This window comes from Streptomyces sp. NPDC029169, from assembly GCF_055563935.1.
The window spans coordinates 152,615-177,885 of record NZ_JBVHXA010000001.1 but is presented as its reverse complement, the minus strand read 5'-3'; the positions used below and the strand labels follow the sequence as shown (position 1 = coordinate 177,885).

18 protein-coding genes and 1 riboswitch are annotated in these 25,271 nt (G+C 71.1%); of the genes, 12 read left to right on the top strand and 6 right to left on the bottom strand.

Annotated elements, in window-relative coordinates; translation table 11 throughout:
- Window positions 1–22 precede the first annotated feature (22 nt).
- The 9 genes from ACZ4VI_RS00800 (at window position 23) to ACZ4VI_RS00760 (ending at window position 9,532) form a co-directional block, all read left to right on the top strand.
- Entirely contained in the window at window positions 23–1,366 is a 1,344-nt protein-coding gene (locus tag ACZ4VI_RS00800) for a glycoside hydrolase family 30 protein (protein ID WP_467995377.1), read from the top strand.
- Window positions 1,367–1,395: 29 nt separating this feature from the next.
- The gene (locus ACZ4VI_RS00795; protein ID WP_467995375.1) at window positions 1,396–2,436 is read left to right on the top strand and encodes an endo-1,4-beta-xylanase; all 1,041 of its coding nucleotides are present in this window, start codon (window positions 1,396–1,398) and stop codon (window positions 2,434–2,436) included.
- Window positions 2,433–3,479, top strand: coding sequence for a Gfo/Idh/MocA family protein (locus ACZ4VI_RS00790; RefSeq protein WP_467995373.1), 1,047 nt, complete (start codon window positions 2,433–2,435; stop codon window positions 3,477–3,479). The genes ACZ4VI_RS00795 and ACZ4VI_RS00790 overlap by 4 nt, the downstream gene beginning before the upstream one ends.
- Window positions 3,476–4,336 (top strand): DUF6807 domain-containing protein, encoded by an 861-nt coding sequence (locus ACZ4VI_RS00785; RefSeq protein ID WP_467995371.1) that lies wholly within the window; start codon window positions 3,476–3,478, stop codon window positions 4,334–4,336. Before ACZ4VI_RS00790 ends, ACZ4VI_RS00785 begins: the two co-directional genes overlap by 4 nt.
- Entirely contained in the window at window positions 4,333–5,076 is a 744-nt protein-coding gene (locus tag ACZ4VI_RS00780) for a cupin domain-containing protein (protein WP_467996248.1), read from the top strand. The genes ACZ4VI_RS00785 and ACZ4VI_RS00780 overlap by 4 nt, the downstream gene beginning before the upstream one ends.
- A complete protein-coding gene (locus tag ACZ4VI_RS00775) occupies window positions 5,076–6,554 on the top strand; it encodes a non-reducing end alpha-L-arabinofuranosidase family hydrolase (protein ID WP_467995369.1) in 1,479 nt (492 codons plus the stop codon). Before ACZ4VI_RS00780 ends, ACZ4VI_RS00775 begins: the two co-directional genes overlap by 1 nt.
- Window positions 6,555–7,191: 637 nt before the next feature.
- Complete coding sequence (locus ACZ4VI_RS00770) at window positions 7,192–7,446, top strand: zinc finger domain-containing protein (protein ID WP_467995367.1); 255 nt, start codon at window positions 7,192–7,194, stop codon at window positions 7,444–7,446.
- A gap of 100 nt (window positions 7,447–7,546) precedes the next feature.
- On the top strand, window positions 7,547–7,789 hold the full coding sequence (locus ACZ4VI_RS00765) for a hypothetical protein (protein ID WP_467995365.1): 243 nt from the start codon (window positions 7,547–7,549) through the stop codon (window positions 7,787–7,789).
- 282 nt (window positions 7,790–8,071) lie between these two features.
- Window positions 8,072–9,532, top strand: coding sequence for a tetratricopeptide repeat protein (locus tag ACZ4VI_RS00760; RefSeq protein WP_467995363.1), 1,461 nt, complete (start codon window positions 8,072–8,074; stop codon window positions 9,530–9,532).
- Between the two features lie 405 nt (window positions 9,533–9,937).
- On the opposite strand, the gene ACZ4VI_RS00755 is transcribed toward ACZ4VI_RS00760, so the two are convergent.
- A complete protein-coding gene (locus ACZ4VI_RS00755; protein WP_467995361.1) occupies window positions 9,938–12,622 on the bottom strand; it encodes a hypothetical protein in 2,685 nt (894 codons plus the stop codon).
- A gap of 518 nt (window positions 12,623–13,140) precedes the next feature.
- Between ACZ4VI_RS00755 and ACZ4VI_RS00750 the strand changes: the two genes are divergently transcribed.
- Window positions 13,141–14,655 carry a DHA2 family efflux MFS transporter permease subunit gene (locus ACZ4VI_RS00750; protein ID WP_467995359.1) on the top strand — a complete coding sequence of 505 codons (1,515 nt, stop codon included), beginning with the start codon at window positions 13,141–13,143 and terminating at the stop codon, window positions 14,653–14,655.
- A 656-nt stretch (window positions 14,656–15,311) separates the two neighbouring features.
- Here ACZ4VI_RS00750 and ACZ4VI_RS00745 read toward each other — a convergent pair.
- The 3 genes from ACZ4VI_RS00745 to ACZ4VI_RS00735 all read right to left on the bottom strand — a co-directional run bounded on the left by ACZ4VI_RS00745 (window position 15,312) and on the right by ACZ4VI_RS00735 (window position 18,885).
- Window positions 15,312–15,686 (bottom strand): FKBP-type peptidyl-prolyl cis-trans isomerase, encoded by a 375-nt coding sequence (locus ACZ4VI_RS00745; protein ID WP_467995357.1) that lies wholly within the window; start codon window positions 15,684–15,686, stop codon window positions 15,312–15,314.
- Between the two features lie 304 nt (window positions 15,687–15,990).
- On the bottom strand, window positions 15,991–17,514 hold the full coding sequence (exaC, locus tag ACZ4VI_RS00740; protein WP_467995355.1) for an acetaldehyde dehydrogenase ExaC: 1,524 nt from the start codon (window positions 17,512–17,514) through the stop codon (window positions 15,991–15,993).
- 45 nt (window positions 17,515–17,559) lie between these two features.
- Window positions 17,560–18,885, bottom strand: a complete 1,326-nt coding sequence (locus tag ACZ4VI_RS00735; protein ID WP_467995353.1) for a GAF domain-containing protein — start codon at window positions 18,883–18,885, stop codon at window positions 17,560–17,562.
- Between the two features lie 103 nt (window positions 18,886–18,988).
- Window positions 18,989–19,095: riboswitch (ZMP/ZTP riboswitch) on the top strand.
- A gap of 29 nt (window positions 19,096–19,124) precedes the next feature.
- Here ACZ4VI_RS00735 and ACZ4VI_RS00730 point away from each other — a divergent pair.
- Both ACZ4VI_RS00730 and ACZ4VI_RS00725 read left to right on the top strand, forming a co-directional pair.
- The gene (locus ACZ4VI_RS00730; protein ID WP_467995351.1) at window positions 19,125–19,979 is read left to right on the top strand and encodes a bifunctional 5,10-methylenetetrahydrofolate dehydrogenase/5,10-methenyltetrahydrofolate cyclohydrolase; all 855 of its coding nucleotides are present in this window, start codon (window positions 19,125–19,127) and stop codon (window positions 19,977–19,979) included.
- Window positions 19,980–20,101: 122 nt separating this feature from the next.
- Entirely contained in the window at window positions 20,102–20,653 is a 552-nt protein-coding gene (locus ACZ4VI_RS00725) for a hypothetical protein (protein ID WP_467995349.1), read from the top strand.
- A gap of 60 nt (window positions 20,654–20,713) precedes the next feature.
- On the opposite strand, the gene ACZ4VI_RS00720 is transcribed toward ACZ4VI_RS00725, so the two are convergent.
- Together ACZ4VI_RS00720 and ACZ4VI_RS00715 are read right to left on the bottom strand one after the other, a co-directional pair.
- Window positions 20,714–21,991, bottom strand: a complete 1,278-nt coding sequence (locus ACZ4VI_RS00720; RefSeq protein ID WP_467995347.1) for an SWIM zinc finger family protein — start codon at window positions 21,989–21,991, stop codon at window positions 20,714–20,716.
- On the bottom strand, window positions 21,988–25,071 hold the full coding sequence (locus ACZ4VI_RS00715; RefSeq protein ID WP_467995345.1) for a DEAD/DEAH box helicase: 3,084 nt from the start codon (window positions 25,069–25,071) through the stop codon (window positions 21,988–21,990). The genes ACZ4VI_RS00720 and ACZ4VI_RS00715 overlap by 4 nt, the downstream gene beginning before the upstream one ends.
- Window positions 25,072–25,271: the final 200 nt, after the last annotated feature.

The window sequence follows — 25,271 nt, the reverse complement described above, 5'->3', positions numbered from 1 at the left end:
GACTGCACTAGCACTCGCACTGATGTTCGCGTTACCGTCGCAAGCCGCGGCCGACCCCGCGCGACCCGCCATCGACTTCCACGCCGAACTCCAGCCCATCGACGGATTCGGCTTCTCGATGGCCTTCCAGCGGGCCGACCTGCTGCACGGCGCGCGCGGCCTCAGCCCTGCCAAGCAGCGCGAGGTGCTCGACCTGCTGCTCAGCAAGGACAAGGGCGCGGGCCTTTCGATCCTGCGCCTGGGCATCGGGTCGTCGACCGACAGGGTCTACGACCACATGCCCACGATCCTGCCGGCTGATCCCGGCGGGCCGGACGCCACGCCGACGTACGTCTGGGACGGCTGGGACGGCGGCCAGGTCTGGCTCGCCAAGGAGGCCAAGGCCTACGGCGTCGAACGGTTCTTCGCCGACGCCTGGAGCGCACCGGCCTTCATGAAGACCAACGGCAGCGAGAACGACGGCGGCGAGCTACGGCCCGAATGGCGTCAGGCCTACGCGAACTACCTCGTCCAGTATGCGAAGTTCTACCAGCACGAAGGCATCAGGATCACCGACCTGGGGTTCACCAACGAACCCGACTGGACGGCGACCTACGCCTCGATGCGGTTCACCCCGCAGCAGGCCGTCGACTTCCTCAAGGTGCTCGGGCCGACCGTTCGCGCGTCCGGACTGAAGACCGGGGTGGTCTGCTGCGACGCCGCGGGCTGGGACCGGCAGGTCGCCTACACCGAGGCCATCGAGGCGGACCCCGCGGCCGGCAAGGCCGTGCGGACCATCACCGGCCACCGCTACAGCGGTCCGACCGAGGTCCCGCAGCCAGCCGACAAGCACGTGTGGATGTCGGAATGGTCGCCGGACGGCTCCACCTGGAACGAGAACTGGGACGACGGCAGCGGCTACGACGGTCTCACCGTCGCGGCCGACATCCAGAACACCCTGACCCTCGGCAACGCCAACGCCTACATCTACTGGACCGGCGCGTCCCTCGGCGCGACCCGAGGGCTCATCCAGCTCGCCAACCCCGGTGACGACTACCGGGTGTCCAAGCGGTACTGGGCGCTTGCCGCCTTCAGCCGGTTCATCCGCCCCGGCGCCGTCCGCGTGCCGGCCACTCACGCCGACCCGGCACTGCGGATCACGGCCTTCCGCAACACCGACGGCACCCGCGTGATCGAGATCCTCAACACCGCGACCACCGAAAGCTCCGCAGAGTTCTCACTTCGCGGCGGGCACGACCGGCACCCCGACGGCTACGTCACCGACGAGACCCGCTCGATCACCCCGACCGACATCGTCTCCACGCACGGCACGACCCTCACGGCGAAGCTCGCCCCGCGCGCGCTCACCACGATCGTCCTCGACTGAACCGCCCAGCACCCGAGGAGCAATCTGTCATGTCCATGTCCCGGCATCTCATCGCTCTGTCCGCCGCCGTCTGCCTCGCGGCCGGTCTCGCCGCCGCGCCCGCAGCCGCCGAGCCCCGTCCAAGGACGCTCGGCGAACTGGCCAAGAAGCACCACAGGTACTTCGGCTCCGCCACCGACAACCCCGAGTTCACCGACGCCGCCTATCTGAAGCTCCTCGGCAGCGAGTTCGGGCAGACCACCCCCGGCAACGCCATGAAGTGGTACGCCACCGAGCCCCAGCGCGGCGTCTTCGACTTCACCGCCGCCGACGAGGTCGTCGCCTTCGCCAAGGCCCACCACCAGAAGGTCCGCGGCCACACACTCCTCTGGCACAACCAGCTCCCCGCCTGGCTCACCGAGGGCACCTGGACCGCCGACGAGCTGCGCGCCATCCTCAAGAACCACATACAGACGGTGGTCCGGCACTTCAAGGGCCAGGTGATCCACTGGGACGTCGTCAACGAGGCCTTCAACGAGGACGGCGCCTACCGGGAGTCGCTCTTCTACAAGACGCTCGGCCCCGGCTACATCGCCGACGCCCTGCGCTGGGCCCACGAGGCAGACCGGCACGCCAAGCTGTACCTCAACGACTACAACGTCGACTGGATCGGCCCCAAGAGCGACGCCTATTACACCCTGATCAAGCAGTTGAAGGCCGACGGCGTCCCGGTGGAGGGCTTCGGCATCCAGGGCCATCTGGCGCTCCAGTACGGCTTCCCCGCCGACGTCCAGCAGAACATGCAGCGCTTCGCCGACCTCGGGGTCGAGGTCGCGGTCACCGAGCTCGACATCCGGATGAACCTCCCGGCGACCCCGGAGAAGCTCGCCGCCCAGGCCACCTGGTACGCCGACTACGTCAAGGCCTGCCTGGCGGTCGAGAAGTGCGTCGGCATCACCATCTGGGACTACACGGACAAGTACTCGTGGATCCCCTCCGTCTTCCCCGGTGAGGGCGCGGCGCTGCCCTACGACGAGAACCTGCTGCCCAAGCCCGCCTACCACTCGATCAAGGAGGTGCTGGGCGGATGATCAGAACGGCGATCGTCGGGACGGGCGGGATCGCGGGCATCTGCCATGTTCCCGCCCTCCGGGCGCAGGCGCACCGGGCCGTGATCGTGGCAGCCGTCGACGTGGACGCCGCGCGCGCCGAGGCGTTCGCGGCCGAACACGGCATTCCCGCGGTCTACACCGACCTGCACACGATGCTCCAGGAGCAGAGGCCGGAGCTCGTACACCTGTGCACGCCGCCGTTCCTGCACGCCGAACAGGCCGTGGCCTGCCTGGAGTCGGAGGCGTGGGTGTGGTGTGAGAAGCCGGTGGCGCTGTCGCTGGCCGAGCTCGACCGGATCCGTGCCGCCGAGGGGCCCGCCGTCGCGGGCGCGGTGTTCCAGCACCGGTACGGCACGGGGGCCCGGTACCTGCGCGACCGGATCGCGGCCGGGACGCTGGGCCGTCCGCTGGTCGCGCAGTGCGTCACGGCGTGGTACCGCGACGACGCCTACTACGACGTGCCCTGGCGCGGCACCTGGCAGAGCGAGGGCGGTGGCCCGACGCTGGGCCACGGCATCCACCAGATGGACCTGATGCTCGCGGTGCTCGGCGAATGGGCCGAGGTACGCGCGATGGCCGGCCGCCTGGAGCGCGACGTCCAGACCGAGGACGTGTCCGCGGCCCTGGTCCGGTTCGACAACGGAGCCATCGCGACGGTCGTCAACAGCGTCCTTTCCCCACGCGAGGAGAGCTACCTGCGGTTCGATCTCACCGACGCCACGGTCGAGCTGCGGCATCTGTACGGCTACTCCAACGCGGACTGGACGTTCACTCCCAGGTCGTCCGGCGTGAAGTGGGACCCGCCGGACGACCTGCCCAGCTCGCACACCGCCCAGCTTGCGGCCTTCCTGGACGGCTACGAGGCGGGGATCCGGCCCGACCTCGGCAGATCCACCATGGAACTGGTCACTGCCTTGTACAAGGCCGCGATCACCGGCCTGCCGGTCCGGCGCGGGGAGATCGACGCGGCCGACCCGTTCTACGGCTCGCTCAACGGAGGGCGCCCGGAGGTGTTCCGATGACGTTCGAACTCCTCGAGAACGAGGACTCGCTGATCGTCCGAGCTCGCGGCGTCGACCTCTTCCGGTACGTGCACCGGCCGGTCATGGACCCCTTCGAGGCACCGAAGCCCTATCTGCATCCGGTGCGCACGCTCGCCGGCGACGTGGTCACGGGGTACCGGCCGCACGACCACCGCTGGCACAAGGGCCTCCAGATCACGGCGTCGTGGGTGTCGGGGCAGAACTTCTGGGGCGGCGGCACCTACCTGCGCGGCCAGGGCTACGTGGACCTGCCCAACCTCGGCACGATGCGCAGCCTCGCCGTATCCGCCGAAACGGGCCACGGCCGCGCCGTCATCACCGAGGACCTGGCCTGGCACACGATGGCGGGGGAGCACTGGATCGACGAGCGCCGCACGCTGACCGCCCGCGACGTCGAGGCCGACTCCTGGACCCTGGACGTCACCATCGCGCTGACCAACGTCCACGACACCGATCTGATGTTCGGCAGCCCCGGCACTCAGGGCAGAGAGCTCGCCGGATACTCCGGTCTGTTCTGGCGCGGCCCGCGCGACTTCACAGGCGGCGACGTGATCGGCCCGGCGATGGGCGAGCAGGGCGACTGGTTGGCCTTCATCGGCACGCACGACGAGGTCGACCGCTCCTCCACGCTGCTGTTCCTGGACGATCCGGACGCCCCCTGCCACTGGTTCGTCCGCAGTGAGCCCATCCCCGCCGTCAACCCGTCTCTGGCGTTCGACAAGGAACTGCCGCTGGCCCCGGGCGACACCCTGTCGCGCCGCTACCGGATCGTCGTGGCCAACGGCGTGTGGACCCCCGGGCGCCTGACCCGCCATATCGCGGAACACCCGTGGTGACCCCGCTCCCCGGCGGCGTGGGGATCTCCGGGTTGACCGTGTACGACTGGGAGGCCGCCGACGGGCTGTGCGGCGGCACACCCCACATGCACCTCGTCTGCTCCGAGGCCTACGTCGTCGTCGACGGCACGGGCAGCGTCCAGACCCTCACCACCTCCGGCTTCGCCGACACCCCGCTTCACCCCGGCGACGTCGTCTGGTTCACCCCCGGCACGATCCACCGCCTCGTCAACGACGGCGGCCTGCGCCTCGTGGTGCTCATGCAGAACAGCGGACTCCCCGAGGCCGGCGACGCCGTCTTCACCTTCCCTGCTCCTGTGCTGGCCGATCCCCACGCCTACCAGACGGCGGCCGCCCTGACCGGCGACCATTCCGCGGCAGCGCGCCGCCGCCGCGATCTGGCACTCGAGGGTTTCCTGGCCTTGCGCGAACGCGGGCTGCAGGAGTTCCACATCGCGGCCCACCGCCTGAAAAGCGCGCTCCTGGACGACTGGCATATCCGCTGGCGTGACGGCCCCCTGGCCGCGGCCGTCGAGACCGGCCGTCAGCTGGAACGGCTGAAGGCCGGAGACCTCTCCCACCTCGGCCACGGCGCAGTGTCACGCCTGGAACGCCCGGAGCACGAACTCTTCGGCATGTGCGGCCGCCTTCACCCCTATTCCGTCCCCGACCCCCCGACGCGGCCGGTCCGCGGTTCGTCGGAGTCACCTCACCTCCGTCCCCCAAAGGAGCTCTTCTGATGCGGTTTCGCCATCCACCCCTGGTCCTGAGTCTCGTACTCGCGGTCCTGTCGTCCTTGCTGCTCGGGGCCACTCTCCTCAGTGCCCCGCCCGCCGCCGCGGCGACCGTCGACCCCAACGCCTCGTACGTGCTGGTCAACCGCAACAGCGGCAAGGCCCTGGACGTCTACAATCTGGCGACCAACGACGGCGCCCGCATCACCCAGTGGACCAGGAACGACCAGAACCAGCAGCTGTGGCAGTTCGTCGACTCCGGCGGCGGTAACTACCGCATCAAGTCCCGCCACTCCGGCAAGGTGCTGGACGTCCAGAACAGGTCCACCGCCAACGGCGGCCCGATCGTCCAGTGGACCGACCTGAACGCCACCAACCAGCAGTGGAGTCTGGCCGACAGCTCGGACGGCTACGTGAGGTTCATCGCGCGCCACAGCAACAAGGCCCTCGAAGTACAGGGCGGCTCCACCGCCGACAACGCGAACATCGTCCAGTACGACGACTGGGGCGGCACCAACCAGCAGTGGCAGCTCGTCCGGGTCGGCGCCGGCACCCCCAACCCGACGTGCGATCTTCCGTCGACGTATCGCTGGACGTCAACGGGCGCGCTCGCGCAGCCCAAGGCGGGATGGGCCTCGCTCAAGGACTTCACCGTCGCCCCCTACAACGGCAGGCATCTCGTCTATGCGACGACGCACGGCGCCACGGGAACGGGAACGGGCTGGGGTTCGATGAACTTCACCCCGTTCACCAACTGGTCGGAGATGGCCTCGGCCGGCCAGAACACGATGTCGACGTCCGTCGTCGCGCCCACGCTCTTCTACTTCGCGCCGAAGAACATCTGGGTGCTCGCATACCAGTGGGGAGGTGGGAGCGCCTTCTCCTACCGGACGTCGAGCGACCCCACCAACCCCAATGGCTGGTCATCCCAGCAGGTGCTCTTCTCCGGAAGCATCACCGGCTCCACAACAGGCCCCATCGACCAGACGCTCATCGCTGACGGCACGAACATGTACCTGTTCTTCGCCGGTGACAACGGCAAGATCTACCGGGCCAGCATGCCAATCGGGAACTTCCCGAGCAGTTTCGGCTCGACCTACACAACGATCATGAGCGATACGACGAACAACCTGTTCGAAGCCCCGCAGGTCTACAAGCTCCAGGGCCAGAACCGCTACCTCATGCTCGTCGAGGCGATCGGCTCGCAGGGCCGGTACTTCCGCTCGTTCACGGCCACCAGCCTGAACGGCTCATGGACACCCCAGGCCGCGACCGAGAGCAACCCCTTCGCCGGCAAGGCCAACAGCGGCGCCACCTGGACCAACGACATCAGCCATGGTGAACTGATCCGCGCCGGCGCCGATCAGACCTTCACCGTCGATCCCTGCAACCTGCGGTTCCTCTACCAGGGGCGCGACCCCAACTCCGGCGGCGAGTACGGCCTGTGGCCGTACCGGCCAGGTCTGCTGACCCTGCAGCGCTGACGACGTGAGACGGGTCCGGCTCCGGAGCGGAGCCGGCGTGGCGGTCCCGGCGAAAGGCCGGGCCCGCCAGCGGCGCCGCCCACCACGACGGCGGCAACGCCTCCACCCGCCCTGAGGAACCCGCGCCGGCTGGTGGCGCGCTTCGCTGATCCGTCGGTACGCGTGACAAACTTCCCATCGCTGAACACAATCGCATGACGGACGCCGATGCCGGGCCCCCGGACAGCCTCCGGAACGGTCTCGCGGAGACCTGACCCGGCGCCGACGAGGGGAGAGCCGGTCTTGGCCCGTAGTCGCGCGTGCTGCCGGGCCGACGGACAAGACAGTGATGAGGGTGGTGGCCCGGCTCCTATGAGGTCACGCACACCCGCGAGCACCCGCGGTGGCATCGCACGGCGGCTGACAATTCAACAGACGGACAGCCGAAACGTCAGTCAGACCCGGAGTCAGACCCCCGAACGATGCCAAGGACGTCCTCGTTGTCAGACCCATCCCGTAGAACAGGGTTCACTGCAGTCGAGTTGTGCACGCCGACTCCCACCTGCCCCGATGAGCGAATAGCTACGGGGCCGGAGCCCCAGCCAGGTGTACGACGTGACGGCGCCGCCCTCTGCTGATCCCGGGAGATTGCCCTGCCATGAGCTCCACCCTCACGCCGCGCCGCGCGCCTGCGGCCGGCGACCGGATCGCCGACGCGGTCCTGGATGCCGCGTACGAGACGCAGCGCCTGTACCGGCATGGCGCGTACGGTGTTCCCTGCCCGACGTGCCGCGTGCCCGCCGGGAAGCTGTGCCTGGCCCGCCGCAGCGTCCACACCGAGCGGCGCGGGGCGTACCGGCAGACCCTGCAGGGCCGCACGCTCGTCCCGCTGCTCGTCGCGGCCGGCCGGTGACAGCACCTCACCTCCTGATCGCTGGGAGGGACCCGTCGCCGGCTACTACACCGAAAGCACGGCGGGCTCCGCGTACCAGCCCGTCACCCCGACGCGCCTCATGGACACCCGCACCGGCACCGGCGTGCCCAAGTCGAAGGTCCCGGCAGGCGGCACCGTCGCCCTGCCGGTCACCGAGCCGGGCGTCACCGCGGTCGCTCTCAACGTGACGGCGACCAGCTTCGTCTCCGTCTACCCGCACGGCACCGCCGGAATCGCGTTTCTCCTCCGCGGTGCTGGGTCTCGTAGGCTGCCGACAGGGGCGTGCCGTCGCGATCGAGTCGCCCTGTCCGCCATCCCGTGAAAATCCCGCGGAACCGTGGACGGCCGCGGTGCGGCTGACGTACTAGGACGAAGGGAACGGAGGGCGCCCGTTCCCACGGACATAGGGCCTGCTGCCGTCAGGACACTGTCAGCAGGTCGTGGGTGACCACCGGTGGAACGGAAGGGCGGATCATGGCACTTGGCTGAGTCGCGCTTGTCGGGGTGGCGCCGGAGGCACCGGTGGTGGCTTGATGACGGTCGGGGTGCGTTCACGCTGCCCCGCTTCTCATACCACCCCGTAGGCGCGCCGAGGTGATCTCCGATGGTGACAGACCGGTACGGCAACCCGCTGCACGAGTGCACTCCGGAAACGGCTGCACACCTGGACCGAGCAGTCGAGAACCTGCTCCACTTCAGCCCCGAGGTGGAGCAGGCTGTCGACGACGCTCTCAACAGTGGGCCGACCTCGCCCGTTGCCCAGTCCTTCGCCGCCTATCTGGGGATGCTGGGGACGGAGCCGGGCGACGCCGTCGCCGCACGGCAGCGGTTCGACCGGTACGCGGCCGGCGTTGACGTCTCGTCCCTGCCCGTGCGGGACCGCCTGCACGTTGCCGCGGCAGGGGCATGGCTGGCCGGAGATCTGCGGCGGGCCGGCGGGCTGCTGGAGGAGCTGTCCCTGGTGTGCCCGACGGACGCGCTCGCCCTGGCGGTCGGGCACCAGCTGGACTTCTTCACCGGTGACGCCGTGCGCTTGCGCGACCGCATCGGTGGCGCCCTCTCGGCCTGGGACGACGGTGATCCCCACCGGGGCCTGGTGCTGGGCATGTACGCGTTCGGCCTGGAGGAGTCAGGTCACTACCGCCTGGCCGAGGAGACGGGGCTTGCCGCGGTCGAACAGAACCCTCGCGACGTTTGGGCGATTCACGCCGTGGTCCACACCTATGAGATGCAGGGACGCGTGTCCGAAGGCATCGGCTACCTCGATGCCCGCCGCGAGAACTGGGCGCGGGGCAACTACCTCCACGTCCACAACTGGTGGCACTACGCCCTGTACGCGCTGGAGGCCGGAGATACCGGCACCGCCTTGAGTGTCTACGACGCCTCCCTGCACAACGACGCGTCGGCCGGGCTGGCCATGGAGCTGCTGGACGCAGCGGCACTGTTGTGGCGGATCCGACTCGCGGGAGCGGAGCCCACCGCCCGCTGGGAGGCGTTGGCCGATGCGTGGGCTTCGCGAGCCGATCCTCCCTTCTACGCGTTCAACGACGTGCACGCCGTCATGTCCTACGTCGGCGCCGGGCGGTTCGGGGAGGCGACGCGGCTCATCGACGACCGGCGGCGATGGATGGCCCAGGGGGGTGCGGACACGATCACCAACCGCCGGATGACCGCGGATATCGGCCTGCCCGCGTGTGAGGCGCTGGTGGCGCACGCGCAGGGGAAGCACAACACCGTCGTGGACCTGCTGTGGCCCCTGCGCCGTAGGCTGCACGAGTTCGGAGGCAGTCACGCGCAGCGCGATGCCCTGCAGAAGACCCTTCTCGACTCCGCACTCAGCTCCGGGCGCCACGAACTGGCCCGTGTGCTCATCAGCGAGCGGATCGGGCTTCGACCCGACAGCTCGTACAACTGGTCCGCTCAAGCTCGCCTCGCCGATGGCCTGGGCGACGCCGACCTGGCCACCGTCGCTCGCGATCACGCGAGAGACGCGGCGACGGCAGCGGCCGAAACCCTCCAGCCCCTGTCCCTGCTTTCCGACGCCGGCACACCTTCCGGCGACTGACCCGGCCGGGGCTGTACGCCCCACCACGCGGACCGCGCCGAGCCGCATCTGGAGGTCAGCGGTCGTTCTCCACCGGCCGGCCCTCGATGCGGTCCGTCGGCCAGTGGTCCGGATCTCGGGTCGGAGCGCTCGGCGGCGGGGCGCGCCCCCACCCTTTTCCGATGGACACCATCAGGCCGAAAGCGCCCCCTGGGCCTGGGTTCGACGCGCTCGGCGACAACGGCCAGGCGAGGGACGCAGTCAGGGTGAGGGCGAGCCGGCCAGCCGGCGTGGGCCTCGTGTGTGTGGGCGGCGCCCACCGCGCAGGCCGGCATGTGCTGTACGGCTGCACACCCGCCCGGGAGACGCTGGTGACGGCAGCAGGATCTTGAGCAGGTTCCGGCGCCGGGACGAAGGAGGGCGGGTTCACTTCATCGGCAGCCCCTTGGCCTTGGCCACGGCCTCGGAGAGCTCCTTCAGCCTGGCCTGGCTGGCGCCTTTGACGTTCATCAGGTCAAGCTTGACGCTCTGTTTCTTGCTGACCGTCTGCGCCATGGTGCCCTTGGACAGATCGCTGGGCAGCACCCCGGTGATCTGCGGGCGGCCCTCGTTGCCGGGGAAGCGGACCTTGCGCGGCTTGCCGTCGACGAGGATCTGGGCCGGGATGTCGTTGCCGTGGGCGTCCACGTCCATGCCCAGCCGCTGGGAGGTCTTGGTCGCCTGCCCCCACTCGCTGGTCTGCGTGAACTCCTTGGCCACGACGTCCATGACCTCCTTCTCGTGCTTGGCGATGATCTCGTTCAGCGGCAGCTTGCGGAGCTCGGGCTGGGCATGGCGCAACTCCCGGGCGGCAGCCCGGCGCAGCTCCGCCTGCTCCGCCTTGGGCAGGTCGGAGAAGTTGGTCTTGGCCTTCGTCGACAACTGCGACTTGACCTTGCCCGCCTTGGCCTCCAGCGCCCGGATCACCACGATCTCGTCGTCCCCGCGCAGCACCGCCACCATGCCGTCGGTCAGCTGGTCGCCGTGCACATCGCAGATCCGTGAGCCGTTGATGAACTCCGCCGTCCCCTCCTTCTCCGCCCCACGCAGCAGTGCCTTGCGGGCCGGATCGTCGGCCGTGGCGGCCAGTGTCCGCCTGATCTCGACCTCCATGACCTCCTCCAGGATCTGCCCCTTGATGCCGCCGATGTCGTTCTTGCCGACGATACGGGCGACCGCGATGTCGTCCAGGACGAGATCGGGCCCCATCGCCCGCAGCAGCGGCCCCACCTCCTCGTAGGCCTTGCGAGTCAGGGCGCCCTGGAGTCTGAGGGCGGCGACCGAGCCGCGGCCGAGGTCGTCGGCCAACTGCCTGGCGTTCTTGCCGCTTTTGGCCAGGATCGCCGCAGGGTCGCCGCCGGCCAGGGCGTCGAGCACCACCTGGGCCCGCTCGGCCTGTGGGATGTCGTCCCAGGCGGCAAGGCGTTCCAGGGCCTTGGAGACGGTCTGCTCGGGCGGCAGCGGAGGCAGCGCCTCGATCTCGGCGGCCACCTTGCCCACGATCTGCTCGGCCGTCGCGGGTGGGAGGTGCGGCACCTTGCCCACCTCCTCGGCCAGAGTGATCGCCGAGCGGGCCGCCTTGGCGCCGTCGACAGCGGTCTTCACAGAGGTGAAGGCCGACTTCAGCGCCCCCACCTCCAGGATCACACCGGCCAGGGTGACTGCCAGCCACAGCAGGGACGGATCCCCCGACGCGATCGCATGGGCCCGGTCCAGAGCCGTGTCCGAGGAGGCCTTCTGGAACTGGTACGCCCTCAGTTCGTCGTACGCCAGCGCGATCGTCAGCCCCGTCGATGCCGCCTGAGCGGTGGCCGCCATCCCGGCCAACAGCGTGGCCCCCGCAGCACCCACCGGGGCCAGCGCCGTCCCGAGGGTGAGCACGCCGGCGACCAGCGCCACGCCCAGGGTGATCTCGGCGAGCAACCGGGCGTTCTGGGCGGCCTCGGCGTGCATCCGCGCCGCCTCGGACTTGACCCACTGCTCCTGGTAGGGCGTGGCCGCCTTCCCCTTGACCGTCAGCTCGATCATCCTCGGCAGCGACCAGACCACGACGTCGTCGGCCATGTCATCGGCGGCGGACTGGTTCTTCAGCAGCCGGTCGACGCAGTTGTCGTAGATCTTGGCCTTCATCCGGCTGTCCGCGAACAGACCCCAGGTGGGCAGGGATTCGAGGCGGTCGGCCGCCTTGCCGTCCTCGTTCTCCGAGTACATGGCCAGCGCCGGAAACTTCCCCTCGTGCGTGGCACGGAGTGCGGCGTAGCCGCGTTCCTGCGACCACCAGGCCTCGTTGGCGGACCCGGCGGCCTCGCGCAGGGCGGGGTCGGGGAAATACGGCACGATCGGCGCCGGCGCGAACGCGCCCGGGTGGGCGGGGGTCTGGTTCTGCGTGCGCATCTTCTCCATGGCCGCCTTGGCGGCAGCGGCGGCATCGTCGGCAGTACGCCGCTTGGCCGCCAGCGCCTTCGCCGCGGCCCGCATCCCGTTCAGGTCCGGTGGCGGGCTGCCGGGTGTACCGTCCTCGGAGTACTTGTCCCGCTCCTTGACCAGTTCGGCCCGGCTCAGCTCCAGCACCTTGCGGGTGCCGGCCGCGGCCTCCGCCTCGAACCCCTTGAGGTAGTCCTTCCGTCTCTGCTCACCATCCTTCACGACCGGCTCGAAGACACGCTGCACCCGCTCCAGCTGCTCCATGTCGACACCGCTCAGCTGCAGCGAGATCTTCTCCTCGGCACTCATGCGCAAGAAGGCGTACGCCACCGTGGTGGCCGCGTTGTGGCCGCGCTCCCCGATGAGCGTCTCCAGCAGCGCCCGCAGTTGCCCAGGATCCTCGGTGAAGCGCTGGCCCCGGAACGACACCCCGCCGCCTGCCGCCGTCCCTTCGCGCTGCACCACGGGGGTGCGCTGTACGGCGGCGAGCGGGTGGTGGGGGAGGGGGCCGAGCAGCCGCGCAACGGCCCGGTTGCCGGCCCTGGACTGCAGCGCGAGCAGCCCGAACTCGCGCGATGCCCTCTTCGACCCGCCCTCGGCCCGGCTGCCTCGGTCCGGCAATTCCTGGTGCTGCTTGCTGTCCCGCACGGCGGTCCTCCGCGTCAGACGGCCTCGTGGGAGCGCGTGCCCCTGCTCCGCATCGAGCACCCCGGCGGCCGGCGGTGGCTCCGGCCTGGTCCATGGTGGCCTGCGGTGCCGTCATTGGCCAGATCTGCTCGGGTTTCTGCCGCGGCGGTCTGTCGTGCACGACCCTCGCGCCTCCGCAGACGACGCCCCGCGGCCCGGCTTCGTCCTGAATGCGGACCCGGTACGCTTCGGCGGACTCGGTCCACCATGTTGTTGAGGGCGTTGACGCTACAGGCGACATCGGGGCGTGGGCACATGGGGCCCGGGCCCGCGTGCGGGAGACCTGGTGCAGGAAGGGTGCTTGCTGCCGGTCGTCGTAGATCTCGGCGGCCTGCTCCAGAAGCCAGGCCTTGGTGGTTCCGGGTCGGCAAAATGGTTTGAGCTTGGGCGGCGGCACCGACAGGATCGGGTAACACCGATGAGTTCTTCCCGGCGCCGCGGTCTGTCAGTGTGACCTGCCACGTGCGGAGGACACTCACATGACGGAAGGCGCCATGCTCGCACCACACGCAACGCCCACGCTCTCGCCCGACCGCGTCACCGCCGTCCTGCGGATCCTCGTGCTGTCCACGTTCGTCGTCCTCCTCAACGAGACGATCATGGTCAACGCGATCCCGCGGCTCATGCGCGAGTTCGAGGTCACCGCGGCAGCCGCGGGGTGGCTGTCCACGGCCTTCATGCTCACCATGGCCGTCGTCATCCCGGTGACGGGGTGGTTCCTCCAGCGCGTGACGACTCGGACCGCCTTCGGCCTGGCCATGGCGCTGTTCCTCGCCGGCACGGCTCTGGCCGCGGCCGCGCCTGCCTTCCCCGTGCTGCTTGCCGCCCGCGTCATCCAGGCCAGCGGCACCGCCGTCATGATGCCGCTGCTCATGACGACGCTGATGACCCTCGTGCCCCCGCACGACCGTGGCCGTGTCATGGGCAACATCACCCTCGTCATCTCCGTCGCTCCCGCCCTCGGCCCTGCGGTCTCCGGTGTGCTGCTGCAGCTGGGGACATGGCGCCTGCTGTTCTTGGCCGTACTGCCCATCGCCGGAGCCATGGCTCTGTTCGGTCGGCGCAAACTGGTCAACATCGGCGAGCCGCAGGCTGGCCCTATCGACTGGTTGTCCGTCCCGCTGGCGGCAGCGGGCTTCGGCGCCCTGGTCTACGGCCTGAGCGAGCTCGGTGCCGGGAGCGCGGCCCAGGCCCCCATGCCCCCGGAGGCCACGACCCTGGCCGGTGCCGTGCTGATAGGCCTGTTCGTGTGGCGGCAGCTGGCACTGCAGCGCTCGTCCACACCGCTGCTGGACCTACGCGCCCTGACATTTCGTCACTTCTCCGTGGCACTCGGCCTGATGTGCCTGTCCTTCATGGCCCTCATGGGTGCGTTCATCCTGCTGCCGATCTATCTGCAGGAGGTGTGCGGCCTGACCTCACTGCAGACCGGGCTCCTCCTCATCCCCGGCGGCCTGACCATGGGCCTGCTCGGACCGCAGGTCGGCAAGCTGTACGACCGAATCGGCGCACCACGCCTGGTCGTACCCGGCGCCGCACTCACAGCGCTCTGCCTCGCACTGTTCGCCCTCACGGGCGAACAGACCTCGCCGTGGCTGGTGCTCGCCCTTCACGTGGCCTTGAGCGCCGGCATGGCGTTCGTCTTCACCCCCGTCTTCACCTCCGGCCTGTCCGTACTGCCGCCGCATCTCTATCCCCACGGCTCCGCCATTCTGGGCTCGCTCCAACAGGTCGCGGCCGCCGCCGGCACCGCCCTGGTCATCAGTGTCATGTCGGGACGCGCCGCCACGGCAGCAGCCGATGGCGCCGACCCCACCGGAGCCCTGGCCACGGGCATCCGGTGGGGATTCGGCATCGGCGCCGTGCTCGGGGGGCTGGCCGTGCTGGTGGCGTTGCTGGTCCGCACCCCGCCCGCTCCGCAACAGCCCGCTGCGTCGGAGGTCCAGGACGAAGACGGCACCACGACGAACAAAGCCGCCCATACCCCCACCTGACGTCCTGGGTGATCGGCCCGGTGCTCGCCGCGACGAAGGGGTGCCCGGGCGGGGCAGGGCCCGCACCGGCAGCTCACCTCGTCCTTCAGGCCCGTGATGTGGAGGGGCGTACGGGAGGGAAGCCGGCGACGTTGTCCGGAAGGGGTTCGTCGGCTGGCCTGGTCCTGGCCAGGGGGCCCGCGGAAGCCTGTCGTGCAGCCCGAGCCCAGGACACGTCATCGGCGGACCTGAGCCGGCTGCTGGGCAGCGGCGGCTGGAACGGCATGATGTCGATCCTCGCTCTCGACGACGTGCGGACGGCGCCTGACGCGAGGCACGGATTCGTCTAGCGGTTACGTCGAGGGATCCATCAGTCACGAGTCGAGGCTTACCTGCAATGCCGGGAACCGGGGTAGCGGTTGTGCCCAAGGGTGCGCACGACGCCTCATTGGGGCGTTCGACGAGCTGACCGGTCGACCCGTTCGAGTCACCACAAGCCTGGCGGGACATTCGACGTCGGCGGCCCGCACACGGTGTAGCCGCCGGCCCTCGGGTACAGCAGTGGCTTGCCCAGCGCGCCCAGGAGGCCCTGAGCGTCCCGGTTGGCTGGGAAGCTTCACGGGCGGAATGGACAACCCACCCCGCCCACGTCCGTGCCGGTGAGCAGCAGGCCTGCCTCAGACTGAGAGCAGGTCCACCACGAAGACCAGAGTCGAGCCCGCCGGGATCAACGGCGAGGGCGACTGCTTGCCGTAGCCGAGACGCGGGGGAACGATGATCTCGCGCCGACCACCGACCCTCATTCCCCTCACCCCCCGGTCCCAGCCCTTGATGACCCTGCCACCGCCCAGGGCGAACTTGAACGGCTGGCCCCGGTCCCAGGAGGCATCGAACTCCTTCCCGGACTCGAAAGTGACCCCGACATAGTGAACCCTGACAACCATGCCCGGCTTCGCCTCAGCCCCGTCCCCGACGACCAGGTCCCGGATGGTCAGCTCGGTGGGAGCATCACCCTCCGGAACGTCGACCTCGGGCTTCGTCAGTTCACTCATCGCAGCCTCATCACTCTCCGTCGGAAGCCCTGTCAAGGACCAGCCGGACACATGGACACTCCATGCAGCAGATGATCACGCTACCGAGAATGGCGATCCCCGGAGCACATCACGTGTGGTGTGACCACAGTCTCGCCCGAGCGGCCTCCCCACTGCCCGCTGTGACCAAGGTCTTCCGTCGAGGGCGACGTCGGACCCACGGGTCTGGTTCGTCCGGGCGTTGCCCGCTACGTATGTGTCGGAGCGCACCAGCAGCGCCGAGGGTCTGGAGTGGGCAACCCCCGCCAGGCCCTCGGCTTCCCGGTCAGAAGAGCCCGAGCGCCTTGGGCGAGTAGCTCTGGAGAATGTTCTTCGTCTGCTGGTAGTGGTCCAGCATCATCTTGTGCGTCTCGCGGCCGATGCCCGACTGCTTGTAGCCGCCGAACGCCGCGTGGGCCGGGTACGCGTGGTAGCAGTTCGTCCAGACGCGGCCCGCCTGGATCGCGCGGCCCGCGCGGTAGGCCGTGTTGCCGTCGCGGGTCCAGACGCCGGCGCCCAGGCCGTACAGCGTGTCGTTCGCCGTGCGGATGGCGTCGTCGAAGTCCGTGAAGGAGGTGACCGCGACGACCGGGCCGAAGATCTCCTCCTGGAAGATCCGCATGCGGTTGTCGCCCTCGAAGATGGTCGGCTGGACGTAGTAGCCGCCCGCCAGTTCGCCGTCGTACTCGATCCGCTGACCGCCCGTGAGGATCTTCGCGCCCTCCTGCTGCCCGATGTCCAGGTACGAAAGGATCTTCTGGAGCTGGTCGTTGGAGGCCTGGGCGCCGATCATCGTGTCGGTGTCCAGGGGGTGGCCCGGGACGATCCGTTCCGTGCGGGCGATCGCCGCCTCCAGGAACTCGCTGTAGTGGCCGCGCTGGATGAGGGCCCTCGACGGGCACGTGCAGACCTCGCCCTGGTTGAGGGCGAACATGGTGAAGCCCTCCAGCGCCTTGTCGCGGAAGTCGTCGTCCGCCGCCCACACGTCGTCGAAGAAGATGTTCGGGGACTTGCCGCCCAGCTCCAGCGTGACCGGCTTGATGTTCTCGGAGGCGTACTGCATGATCAGCCGGCCCGTCGTCGTCTCGCCCGTGAAGGCGATCTTCGCCACGCGCGGGGACGATGCCAGCGGCTTCCCCGCCTCCGCGCCGAAGCCGTTGACGATGTTGATCACGCCCGGCGGCAGCAGGTCCGCGATCAGGCTCATCCAGAAGTGCACGGATGCCGGGGTCTGTTCGGCCGGCTTCAGCACCACCGCGTTGCCCGCCGCCAGCGCCGGGGCCAGCTTCCAGACCGCCATCAGGATGGGGAAGTTCCACGGGATGATCTGCGCGACGACCCCCAGCGGCTCATGGAAGTGGTACGCGACGGTGTCGTCGTCGAGCTCGCTGAGCGCGCCCTCCTGGCCGCGCAGCGCCCCCGCGAAGTAGCGGAAGTGGTCGATCGCGAGCGGAATGTCCGCGGCCAGCGTCTCGCGGACCGGCTTGCCGTTCTCCCAGCTCTCCGCGACCGCAAGTTCCTCCAGATGCGACTCCATCCGGTCCGCGATCCGCAGCAGCACCCCCGCCCGCTCGCTCGGCGCCGTGCGGCCCCACGCCGGCGCCGCCGCGTGCGCCGCGTCGAGGGCGCGCTCCACGTCCTCCGCGGTGCCCCGGGCGACCTCCGTGAAGGGACGGCCGTCGACCGGGCTCGGGTTCTCGAAGTACTGACCCCGGGCCGGGGCCACGTACTCACCGCCGATCCAGTGGTCGTAGCGGGCCTGGTACGACATGAGCGCGCCCTCGGTACCGGGTGCGGCGTAACGGGTCATGGACATGGCCTCCCTCTGACCGCGCCGGCCGTCCCTGGCCGGCGCTCATCGCCGAGAGTGCCCGCTCCGACGTTGCAATGCCGTTGCGCCTGCCGACAGTTCCGTGTCCAGCGCCTGCAACCGGGCCAGTACAGGGGCCAGTCCGGACGCCGGCACCACCTCCGAGAGCGCCCGCCACATCTCCACGTCCTCCTCGCCCCACGCGCTGTACGTCCAGTCCGCGAGCAGCGCCGGGTCGCCCCGGTCCACCAGCGCCGCCCGTAGCCGGTCCGCGAGCCGCTCCCGCAGCCGTACGACCCCGGGGGCGCGGGACGCCGGCAGCAGCGGACCCGCGTAGTCGGCCAGGGCCGCCGACAGCGCACCTGAACCGAGGCGCCGGTCGACCGTGGCGAAGTCCGCGTCCACCGCCGCCGCCAGCCGGTACGGGCGGGAGCGCAGCAGCTCCGGGCCGAGGAGCCCGCGCAGCCGGGACAGCTCGGCCCGCAGCGTGACCGGGGTGACCGACTCGTCCTCGTACAGCAGCGTCAGCAGTTCCTCGCCGCTCACCCCCTCCGGGCGATGGGCCAGGACGACCAGGATCTCGCTGTGCCGGCGGCTCAGCCGCAGCCGGCGGCCGGCCACGGTCAGCAGCGCCTCGTCCCGGCCGAGCGCGGACAGCCGGACCCGGTCCGCGGCGGGCGCGGGGGAGAGCAGGGCGAGCTGGGACTCCGCCGCCCGCGCCACCGCCTGCACGAACGCCAGACTGTGCGGATGGGCCAGCCGGTCCCCGCCGGTGATGTCGACCGCGCCGAGCAGCCGTCCGCTGTGCGGGTCGTGGACGGGAGCGGCCGCGCAGGTCCACGCCTGCACCGGCCGCTGGAAGTGCTCCGCGCTGAACACCTGCACCGGGCGGTCCACGGCGATCGCCGTCCCGGGCGCGTTCGTCCCGGCCACCGACTCCGACCAGCGGGCCCCGGCGACGAAGTTCATCGACCGCGCCCGCCGCAGCGTCCCCGGATGGCCCTCCACCCACAGCATCCGCCCCGCCGCGTCGCAGACCGCCAGCAGATGTTCGCCATCCGTCGCGTACGCGCCCATCAGTTCCCGGATCACCGGCATCGCGGCGGACAGCGGATGCTCCTCGCGGTGCCCGGCGAGCTCGTCGCCGGCCAGCTCCACACAGGCCGCGCCGTCGGGGCTGACCCGGGCCCGCGCCGAGCGCCGCCACGACTCGGCGACCAGCGGCCGCACCGGCGGGAGGGGGACCTGGCCGCCGCTGGTGAACACCTCGTGCGCCCGCCGCAGCGCTCCGGCGTCCGGTTCCGACGCCGCCCACGCACCATCGATCAACTCGGCCTCCACGTCGAGGTCCCACCGTTCTGTGGCTGCCATCGTGGTGTGCGCACGGGACGCCGACAAGCGTTCCGGCACCCCCGCATATGCACCCTGTCCGGACACCGCCCCCCGAGCCTCGCCGAGGCCTCACGTAGAGTAGGGCTCGGGCCGTGACTGGCGCTTGAGGTGGATCACCACCGGGGAGCGGCCCGTCGGACCCCGCGCTCCCGCGCGGATCCGGCACTGCCGTGCGCCTGGGCGATCTCCCTGTCATCGACGACGCCCAGGAGTGGCCCATGTCCACCAGCACCGCTTCCCTCATGGACGGCACCGCGCTCGCCCGCCGTACGGTCGAGGAGACCGCCGCCCGTGCCGCCGAGATCACCCGCCGCACCGGCGTCACGCCCTGCCTCGCCGCGGTCCTCGTCGGCGCGGACCCGGCCTCCGTCACCTACGTGAAGATGAAGCAGAACCGCTGCGCGAAGGCCGGAATCCGCTCCCGGCACGTCGAGCTGCCCGCCGAGACGACGACCGAGGAGCTCGTCGCCGCGATCACCGCGCTCTCCCAGGACCCCGACGTCCACGGCATCCTGCTCCAGCACCCTGTCGGCCCGCACATCGACGAGCGCGCCGCCTTCGAGGCGATCGCCCCGGAGAAGGACGTCGACGGCGTCACCATGACCTCCTTCGCCGCCATGGGCTTCGGACTGCCCGGCTTCGTCTCCTGCACGCCCGGCGGCATCATGCGCCTGCTCGACGCGTACGACGTCGAACTGACCGGCAAGCGGGCCGTCGTCGTCGGCCGCTCCGCGATCCTCGGCAAGCCCGCCGGTCTGCTGCTGCTCGGCCGCGACTCCACCGTCACCTACTGCCACTCGCGTACGACCGAGCTGTCGTCCATCGTCCGCGAGGCCGACATCCTCGTGGCGGCCGTGGGCAAGCCCCGCTTCATCAAGGGCGAGGACATCAAGCCCGGCGCGGTCGTCATCGACGCCGGCTACAACCCCGGCAACATCGGTGACGTCGACTTCGACACGGCCGCCGAGCGGGCCTCCCTCATCACCCCCGTTCCGGGCGGAGTCGGTCCGATGACGATCGCCGTGCTCCTCGCGCAGACCGTCGAAGGTGCGGAGCGTCAGCTCGGCCTCTAGCACAGCGGGCGGCCGTGAACAGCCCGTACAGGCAAGGGAAGTGTCACGGTTCTGTACGGGCCGTGCTTCAACTCGACTGCAGAGCAGGGGCATCGGGGCCTTCCCGGGTGACCCTGGTCACCATGTCCCGACTCTCCGGTGAGATCGTGTCGTCGTCCCTTCGGTACCTCTTCGTACCGCTCCTCGTGCTGGCCGCGGCCGTCGTCGTCACGAACCGTCCCGGGCCCGAGAACCGGTCGTACGAGACCACCGTCGACGTCGCGCCCGCCGCCGGGGAAGGGCTCACGACTCAGGGCGGAACGGCCACGTCCCCCGCCGCCGTCGCGTACCAGCAGCTCAGGCCGGGGGAGTGCTTCGACATCGAGCGCGCGGCGCCCGGAACCGTCGTACGGCGCCACTGCGACCGGCCGCACGACGCCCAGCTCGTCGCGGTGGTCCGCCTGACCGGGGACCACCGCACCGACCTGGAGATACGGGACGCGGCGGCGGCCCTGTGCCGCGAGCCGCTGCGCCGCAAGGCCGCCGGGCAGCCGCGCGGCACACGCTGGACCACCTTCGTCCAGTACCCGTACCGCAGCGGCTACCTCCTCGGCTCCGACGCCGTGGCCTGCAGCCTCACCGCGTACACCGCCCCCGGCACCACCGCACGGGGGCTCACCGCACCCCTGCGGTGACCGCGCTCTCGGGTCACTCCTCGCTCGGTCACCGCGCCCTGCGATGATCGCGCCGTCGGATCACTCCTCGCCCGTCAGAACGCCCGCGAGCGCGGCGGCCGGATCCTGATCCGCGGAACCGGCAGGGACCCACTGGCCGCGCTCCTTGCGGAAGGGCCACCAGCGGCCGTCCTCGCCGAGCCTCACCTGCGCCTCCGCGCCGGTCACCGTCCAGCGCGCAGCCCCCGTCTGCCGCAGCACCGGCCGGTCGGCGCCCTCCCAGGCGTCCGCGAGAGCCGTCCTCGCCCGGGCAAGGGCCTCCGGACCCGGCGTCCAATCCTCCTCCAGTACGGAGAGGGCGGCAGCGCCCCCGAACCGCCACGCGCGCGTGGCCAGGCCGAGCTCCGCCCCGCGCCGGCCGGACCCCTCTGCGAGCCGCGCCGCCACAAACGACGGCGGAGACCCCGCAGCCAGCCGCGCGGCGTCCTGACCGACCGTCAGGGGCGGTTCCATCCCCACGCGTTCATGACCAGGCGCGAGCGCCTCGGCCAGCAACCGGTGCGCCCGGGCGGCCGCGTCCGCCGCCAGGAACTCCAGCGCCGCCGGGTCGAGCCCCGGCTCCGGCGCGGTCTCGGTGTCCAGCGACGGCGGCTCGCCGGGCGCCGGGGGGAGCACCGGAGGGGCCGGCAGCGGAGGCAGGACGTCCCGCGCGGCGAACGCCTCCTCCGCCGGTACGCCCTCGGTCACCGCCCCCTCGGCGGCGGACTCCTCGGTGGCCGCCCGCGCCGCGCTGCGCTCCTGCAACGCGTCCAGGAGCGCCCGCTCGCCCCGCCCCCGCATCAGCAGCAGCACGAACGGGTCCTCGTCGAGCAGCCGCGCCACCTGGTAGCAGAGCGCCGTCGTGTGCGGGCAGTGGTCCCATGCCTCGCAACCGCACTCCGGGTCCAGATCGCCGATCCCCGGCAGCAGTTCGAGCCCTGCCGCCGCCGCGTCCTCCACCAGGTGCGGCGGCATCTCGCGGTCGAGCAGGGCCGCGATGTGCCCCGCGCTCTCCACCGCCAGGTCGAGCAGCCGGTCCCAGTCGTCGTCCGACAGCTCCTGGAGCAGTACATCGCTGCGGTACGAGGAGCCGTCACGGTCCTTGACGACCGCCGTGATCCGGCCGGGCCGTACCGACACCGCGCCCACCGCGCCCGCCCGCGCCTGCCGCCGCCCCCGCTTCAGCTGCTCGCCGTCGAGCGCCGTGTCCTCCAGGGCCTTCAGCCAGGCCCGGCCCCACCAGGTGCGAGCGAAGGCCGAACCCCGGGCGGGCGGCAGCGCCGCGAACGTCCGCTCATCGTTGTATGCGTGCCCGCTCATCGTCCGTCCCCTCGCAGCTGGACCAGGTCCGCCAGCTCGGCATCCGTCAGTTCGGTCAGCGCCGCCTCGCCCGAGCCGAGCACGGCATCGGCCAGCGCCCGCTTGCGCAGCAGCATGTCGGCGATCCGGTCCTCGATCGTGCCCTCGGCGATCAGCCGGTGGACCTGCACCGGCTGGGTCTGCCCGATCCGGTACGCGCGGTCGGTGGCCTGCGCCTCCACGGCCGGGTTCCACCAGCGGTCGTAGTGCACGACATGCCCGGCGCGGGTCAGGTTGAGCCCGGTGCCCGCCGCCTTCAGCGACAGCAGGAAGACCGGCACCTCGCCGTCCTGGAAGCGGGCGACCATCGCCTCGCGCTCGGCGACCGGCGTGCCCCCGTGCAGGAACTGCGTGCGCACGCCCCGGGCCGCCAGATGCGTTTCGAGCAGCCGCGCCATCCGCACGTACTGGGTGAAGACGAGCACGCTCGCGTCCTCGGCGAGGATCGTGTCCAGCAGCTCGTCGAGCAGCTCCAGCTTCCCGGAGCGGCCGTCGATCCGGGGCCGCTCCTCCTTCAGGTACTGGGCGGGGTGGTTGCAGATCTGCTTGAGCCCGGTCAGCAGCTTCACGACCAGACCGCGCCGCTCCATGCCGTCCGCCTCGGCGATCGCCGCGAGTGTCTCGCGCACCACCGCCTCGTAGAGACCCGCCTGCTCCTTGGTCAGGGAGACGGCCCGGTCGGTCTCGGTCTTCGGCGGCAGCTCGGGCGCGATGCCCGGGTCCGACTTGCGGCGGCGCAGCAGGAACGGGCGGACCAGCGCGGCCAGGCGCTCGGCCGCCGCCGGATCCTCGCCGCTCTCGACGGCCGAGGCGTAGCGGGACCGGAAGGTGCCGAGCCGGCCAAGGAGCCCGGGTGTCGTCCAGTCGAGGATGGCCCAGAGCTCGGAGAGGTTGTTCTCGACGGGGGTGCCGGAGAGGGCGACGCGCGCCTTGGCGCCGATGGTGCGGAGCTGCCGGGCGGTGGCCGAGTACGGGTTCTTGACGTGCTGGGCCTCGTCCGCGACGACCATCCCCCAGGTGCGGGCGGCCAGTTGCCCGGTGTCCAGCCGCATCGTGCCGTACGTCGTGAGGACGAACTCGCCGTCGGCCAGGCCCTCCAGGCTCCGCGACGGGCCGTGGAAGCGGCGCACGGGTGTGCCGGGCGCGAACTTCTCGATCTCCCGTTGCCAGTTGCCCATCAGCGAGGTCGGGCAGACGACGAGGGTGGGGCCGGCGGCCGACGGGTCGCTCTGGCGGTGCAGATGGAGCGCGATGAGCGTGATGGTCTTGCCCAGGCCCATGTCGTCGGCGAGACAGCCGCCGAGGCCGAGCGAGGTCATCCGGTGTAGCCAGTTGAGGCCGCGCAGCTGGTAGTCGCGGAGCGTCGCGGCGAGCGCGGCGGGCTGCGCGACCTCCTGCGGGCCGCCCTCCGGGTCGGCGAGGCGGGTGCGCAACCGCTCCAGCCAGCCGGTGGCCTGGACCTCGACCCGTCGGCCGTCGACCTCGGTGGTCCCCGTGAGGACGGCGCCGAGCGCGTCGACCGGGGTGACCTTGCGGTCCTGTGACGCGCGGGCCCGGCGCACCTCGGCCGGGTCGACCAGCACCCACTGGTCGCGCAGTCGGACGACCGGCCGGCCGGCCTCGGCGAGCTGGTCCAGTTCGGCGCGGGTGAGTTCCTGGTCGCCGATGGCGAAACGCCAGTTGAAGGCGAGCAGGGCGTCGGCGGAGAGGAAGGAGGGGAGCGCGGAGGAGCGCGGGCCGACGGAGTCGGGGTCGGAGTCCGAGTCGGGGTCGGAGGCGGTGGCGTGGGCCGAGTCGAAGGCTTCGGTAGTGGAGGGGGCGTGGGCCGAGTCCGGAGCTTCGGCGGTGGAAGGGGCGTGGGCGCCGAGCCCGTCGGCCGCGTGGGAGCCCGTGTCCGGCGGGCCGATCACCGCGTGGGCGGTGAGCCGGTGGGCCAGGTCGCGCGGCCAGTGGATCTGGACGCCCGTCGCCGCCAGCGCCCGGGCCGCGGAGCCCAGGAGGTCCATGACCTCCTCGTCGGCCAGCTCGACGGCGTCCGGAACGGCCGCCGAGAGCAGCGGCGTCAGGGGAGCCCAGGCACGCGCGGCGCGGCGCAGCGCGAGCAGGGCGTCCATCCGCGCCCGGGGGCCGAACGCCGCGCCCGCCGGGCCCGATCCGGCCCAGACCTCCGCCGCGTCCGCGACCAGCGTCGGGTCGGCGACGCTGTGCATCTGGAGCACGGCCCGGAAGGCCGGAGCCGCGCGCTCGCTCAGCCCCGGCAGCTCCAGACGCAGGGAGAGCCGTACGCCGGCGTCATGGCCGGCCGCCACGTCCGCGGCCCAGGCTCGCAGTTCGGGCAACTCCTGCGGCTCGTCGGCCGCGAAGGCGGGCCCGCCCGCAGCGAGCGGCGCGGCCGGGGTGCGCGGCAGCCCGTCCACAACCGCGTCCAGGAAGGCACGCAACAGGCCCTCGGGCTCGGGAAGAAGCAGCGGACCGTCTCCCGGCACTCGCGCATCCCCGTCCACCCGACCGTCCCCCGGCACCGCCCCGTCCCCGTCCACCCGACCGTCTCCCGTCACGGGCCCGTCCCCGTCTCCCGGCGTCGAGCGCCCGACCGTCAGCGGTGCGGCGTGGGCGGCCGGCGGCATCGCGGCGGCGAGCGACCGGAGATCGGCCAGCTCCTCGGGACCCAGTGGCCCGGCCCTCCACGCGTCCCGATCGGTGCCGGTGAGGCCGGGCAGCAGGAGCCCCTTGGCCGCCAGGTGCAGCGCGAAGAGCGAAGCGGCGCCCCAGAACGCGGCCGCCGGCGAGGCCCCGTCGGAGAACCGGGCGCGAGTGAGGCGCGGCAGGGCGTCCCGTACAGGAAGCAGCACAGCCGGCACCGTCCGCGGAAGGACGTCGTCGGCCACCACGGTCAGCCGGCCGGTCCCCTCCGGAACGTCCTTGGTGGGCGACGTCCCGGCGGGGGACCAGAAGGCGATACGGCCGGAACGGGGCGGATCGGCGGGCAGGAAGACGGCGGAGCAGCGGGCGAGTTCATCGAGTCTCTGGGACGGCGACAACGCATTCCTCAAATTTGACTACTGGGGGCCGAGCGGCCGAGGGTACAGCAGCCCCCCGCCCGCCCGTGAGCGGAAACAGCGTGACCTGTCTCACGTCAGGAGCCCCCGGGGTGCAGCCAGCCCCACCCCCGCCCCCGGGCCATCCCCCCGCGATCTCGGGGGGTGACGCCATGGATGCGGAGGATCACCGGTCCGTACGT

Bases quoted from the DNA above. Each gene is read 5' to 3' on its own strand.
- ACZ4VI_RS00800 (WP_467995377.1), top strand. From the start codon at position 23: ATGTTCGCGTTACCGTCGCAAGCCGCGGCCGACCCCGCGCGACCCGCC.
- ACZ4VI_RS00795 (WP_467995375.1), top strand. From the start codon at position 1,396: ATGTCCATGTCCCGGCATCTCATCGCTCTGTCCGCCGCCGTCTGCCTC.
- ACZ4VI_RS00790 (WP_467995373.1), top strand. From the start codon at position 2,433: ATGATCAGAACGGCGATCGTCGGGACGGGCGGGATCGCGGGCATCTGC.
- ACZ4VI_RS00785 (WP_467995371.1), top strand. From the start codon at position 3,476: ATGACGTTCGAACTCCTCGAGAACGAGGACTCGCTGATCGTCCGAGCT.
- ACZ4VI_RS00775 (WP_467995369.1), top strand. From the start codon at position 5,076: ATGCGGTTTCGCCATCCACCCCTGGTCCTGAGTCTCGTACTCGCGGTC.
- ACZ4VI_RS00770 (WP_467995367.1), top strand. From the start codon at position 7,192: ATGAGCTCCACCCTCACGCCGCGCCGCGCGCCTGCGGCCGGCGACCGG.
- ACZ4VI_RS00765 (WP_467995365.1), top strand. From the start codon at position 7,547: ATGGACACCCGCACCGGCACCGGCGTGCCCAAGTCGAAGGTCCCGGCA.
- ACZ4VI_RS00760 (WP_467995363.1), top strand. From the start codon at position 8,072: ATGGTGACAGACCGGTACGGCAACCCGCTGCACGAGTGCACTCCGGAA.
- ACZ4VI_RS00750 (WP_467995359.1), top strand. From the start codon at position 13,141: ATGACGGAAGGCGCCATGCTCGCACCACACGCAACGCCCACGCTCTCG.
- ACZ4VI_RS00745 (WP_467995357.1), bottom strand. From the start codon at position 15,686: ATGAGTGAACTGACGAAGCCCGAGGTCGACGTTCCGGAGGGTGATGCT.
- exaC (WP_467995355.1), bottom strand. From the start codon at position 17,514: ATGACCCGTTACGCCGCACCCGGTACCGAGGGCGCGCTCATGTCGTAC.
- ACZ4VI_RS00735 (WP_467995353.1), bottom strand. From the start codon at position 18,885: ATGGCAGCCACAGAACGGTGGGACCTCGACGTGGAGGCCGAGTTGATC.
- ACZ4VI_RS00730 (WP_467995351.1), top strand. From the start codon at position 19,125: ATGTCCACCAGCACCGCTTCCCTCATGGACGGCACCGCGCTCGCCCGC.
- ACZ4VI_RS00725 (WP_467995349.1), top strand. From the start codon at position 20,102: ATGTCCCGACTCTCCGGTGAGATCGTGTCGTCGTCCCTTCGGTACCTC.
- ACZ4VI_RS00720 (WP_467995347.1), bottom strand. From the start codon at position 21,991: ATGAGCGGGCACGCATACAACGATGAGCGGACGTTCGCGGCGCTGCCG.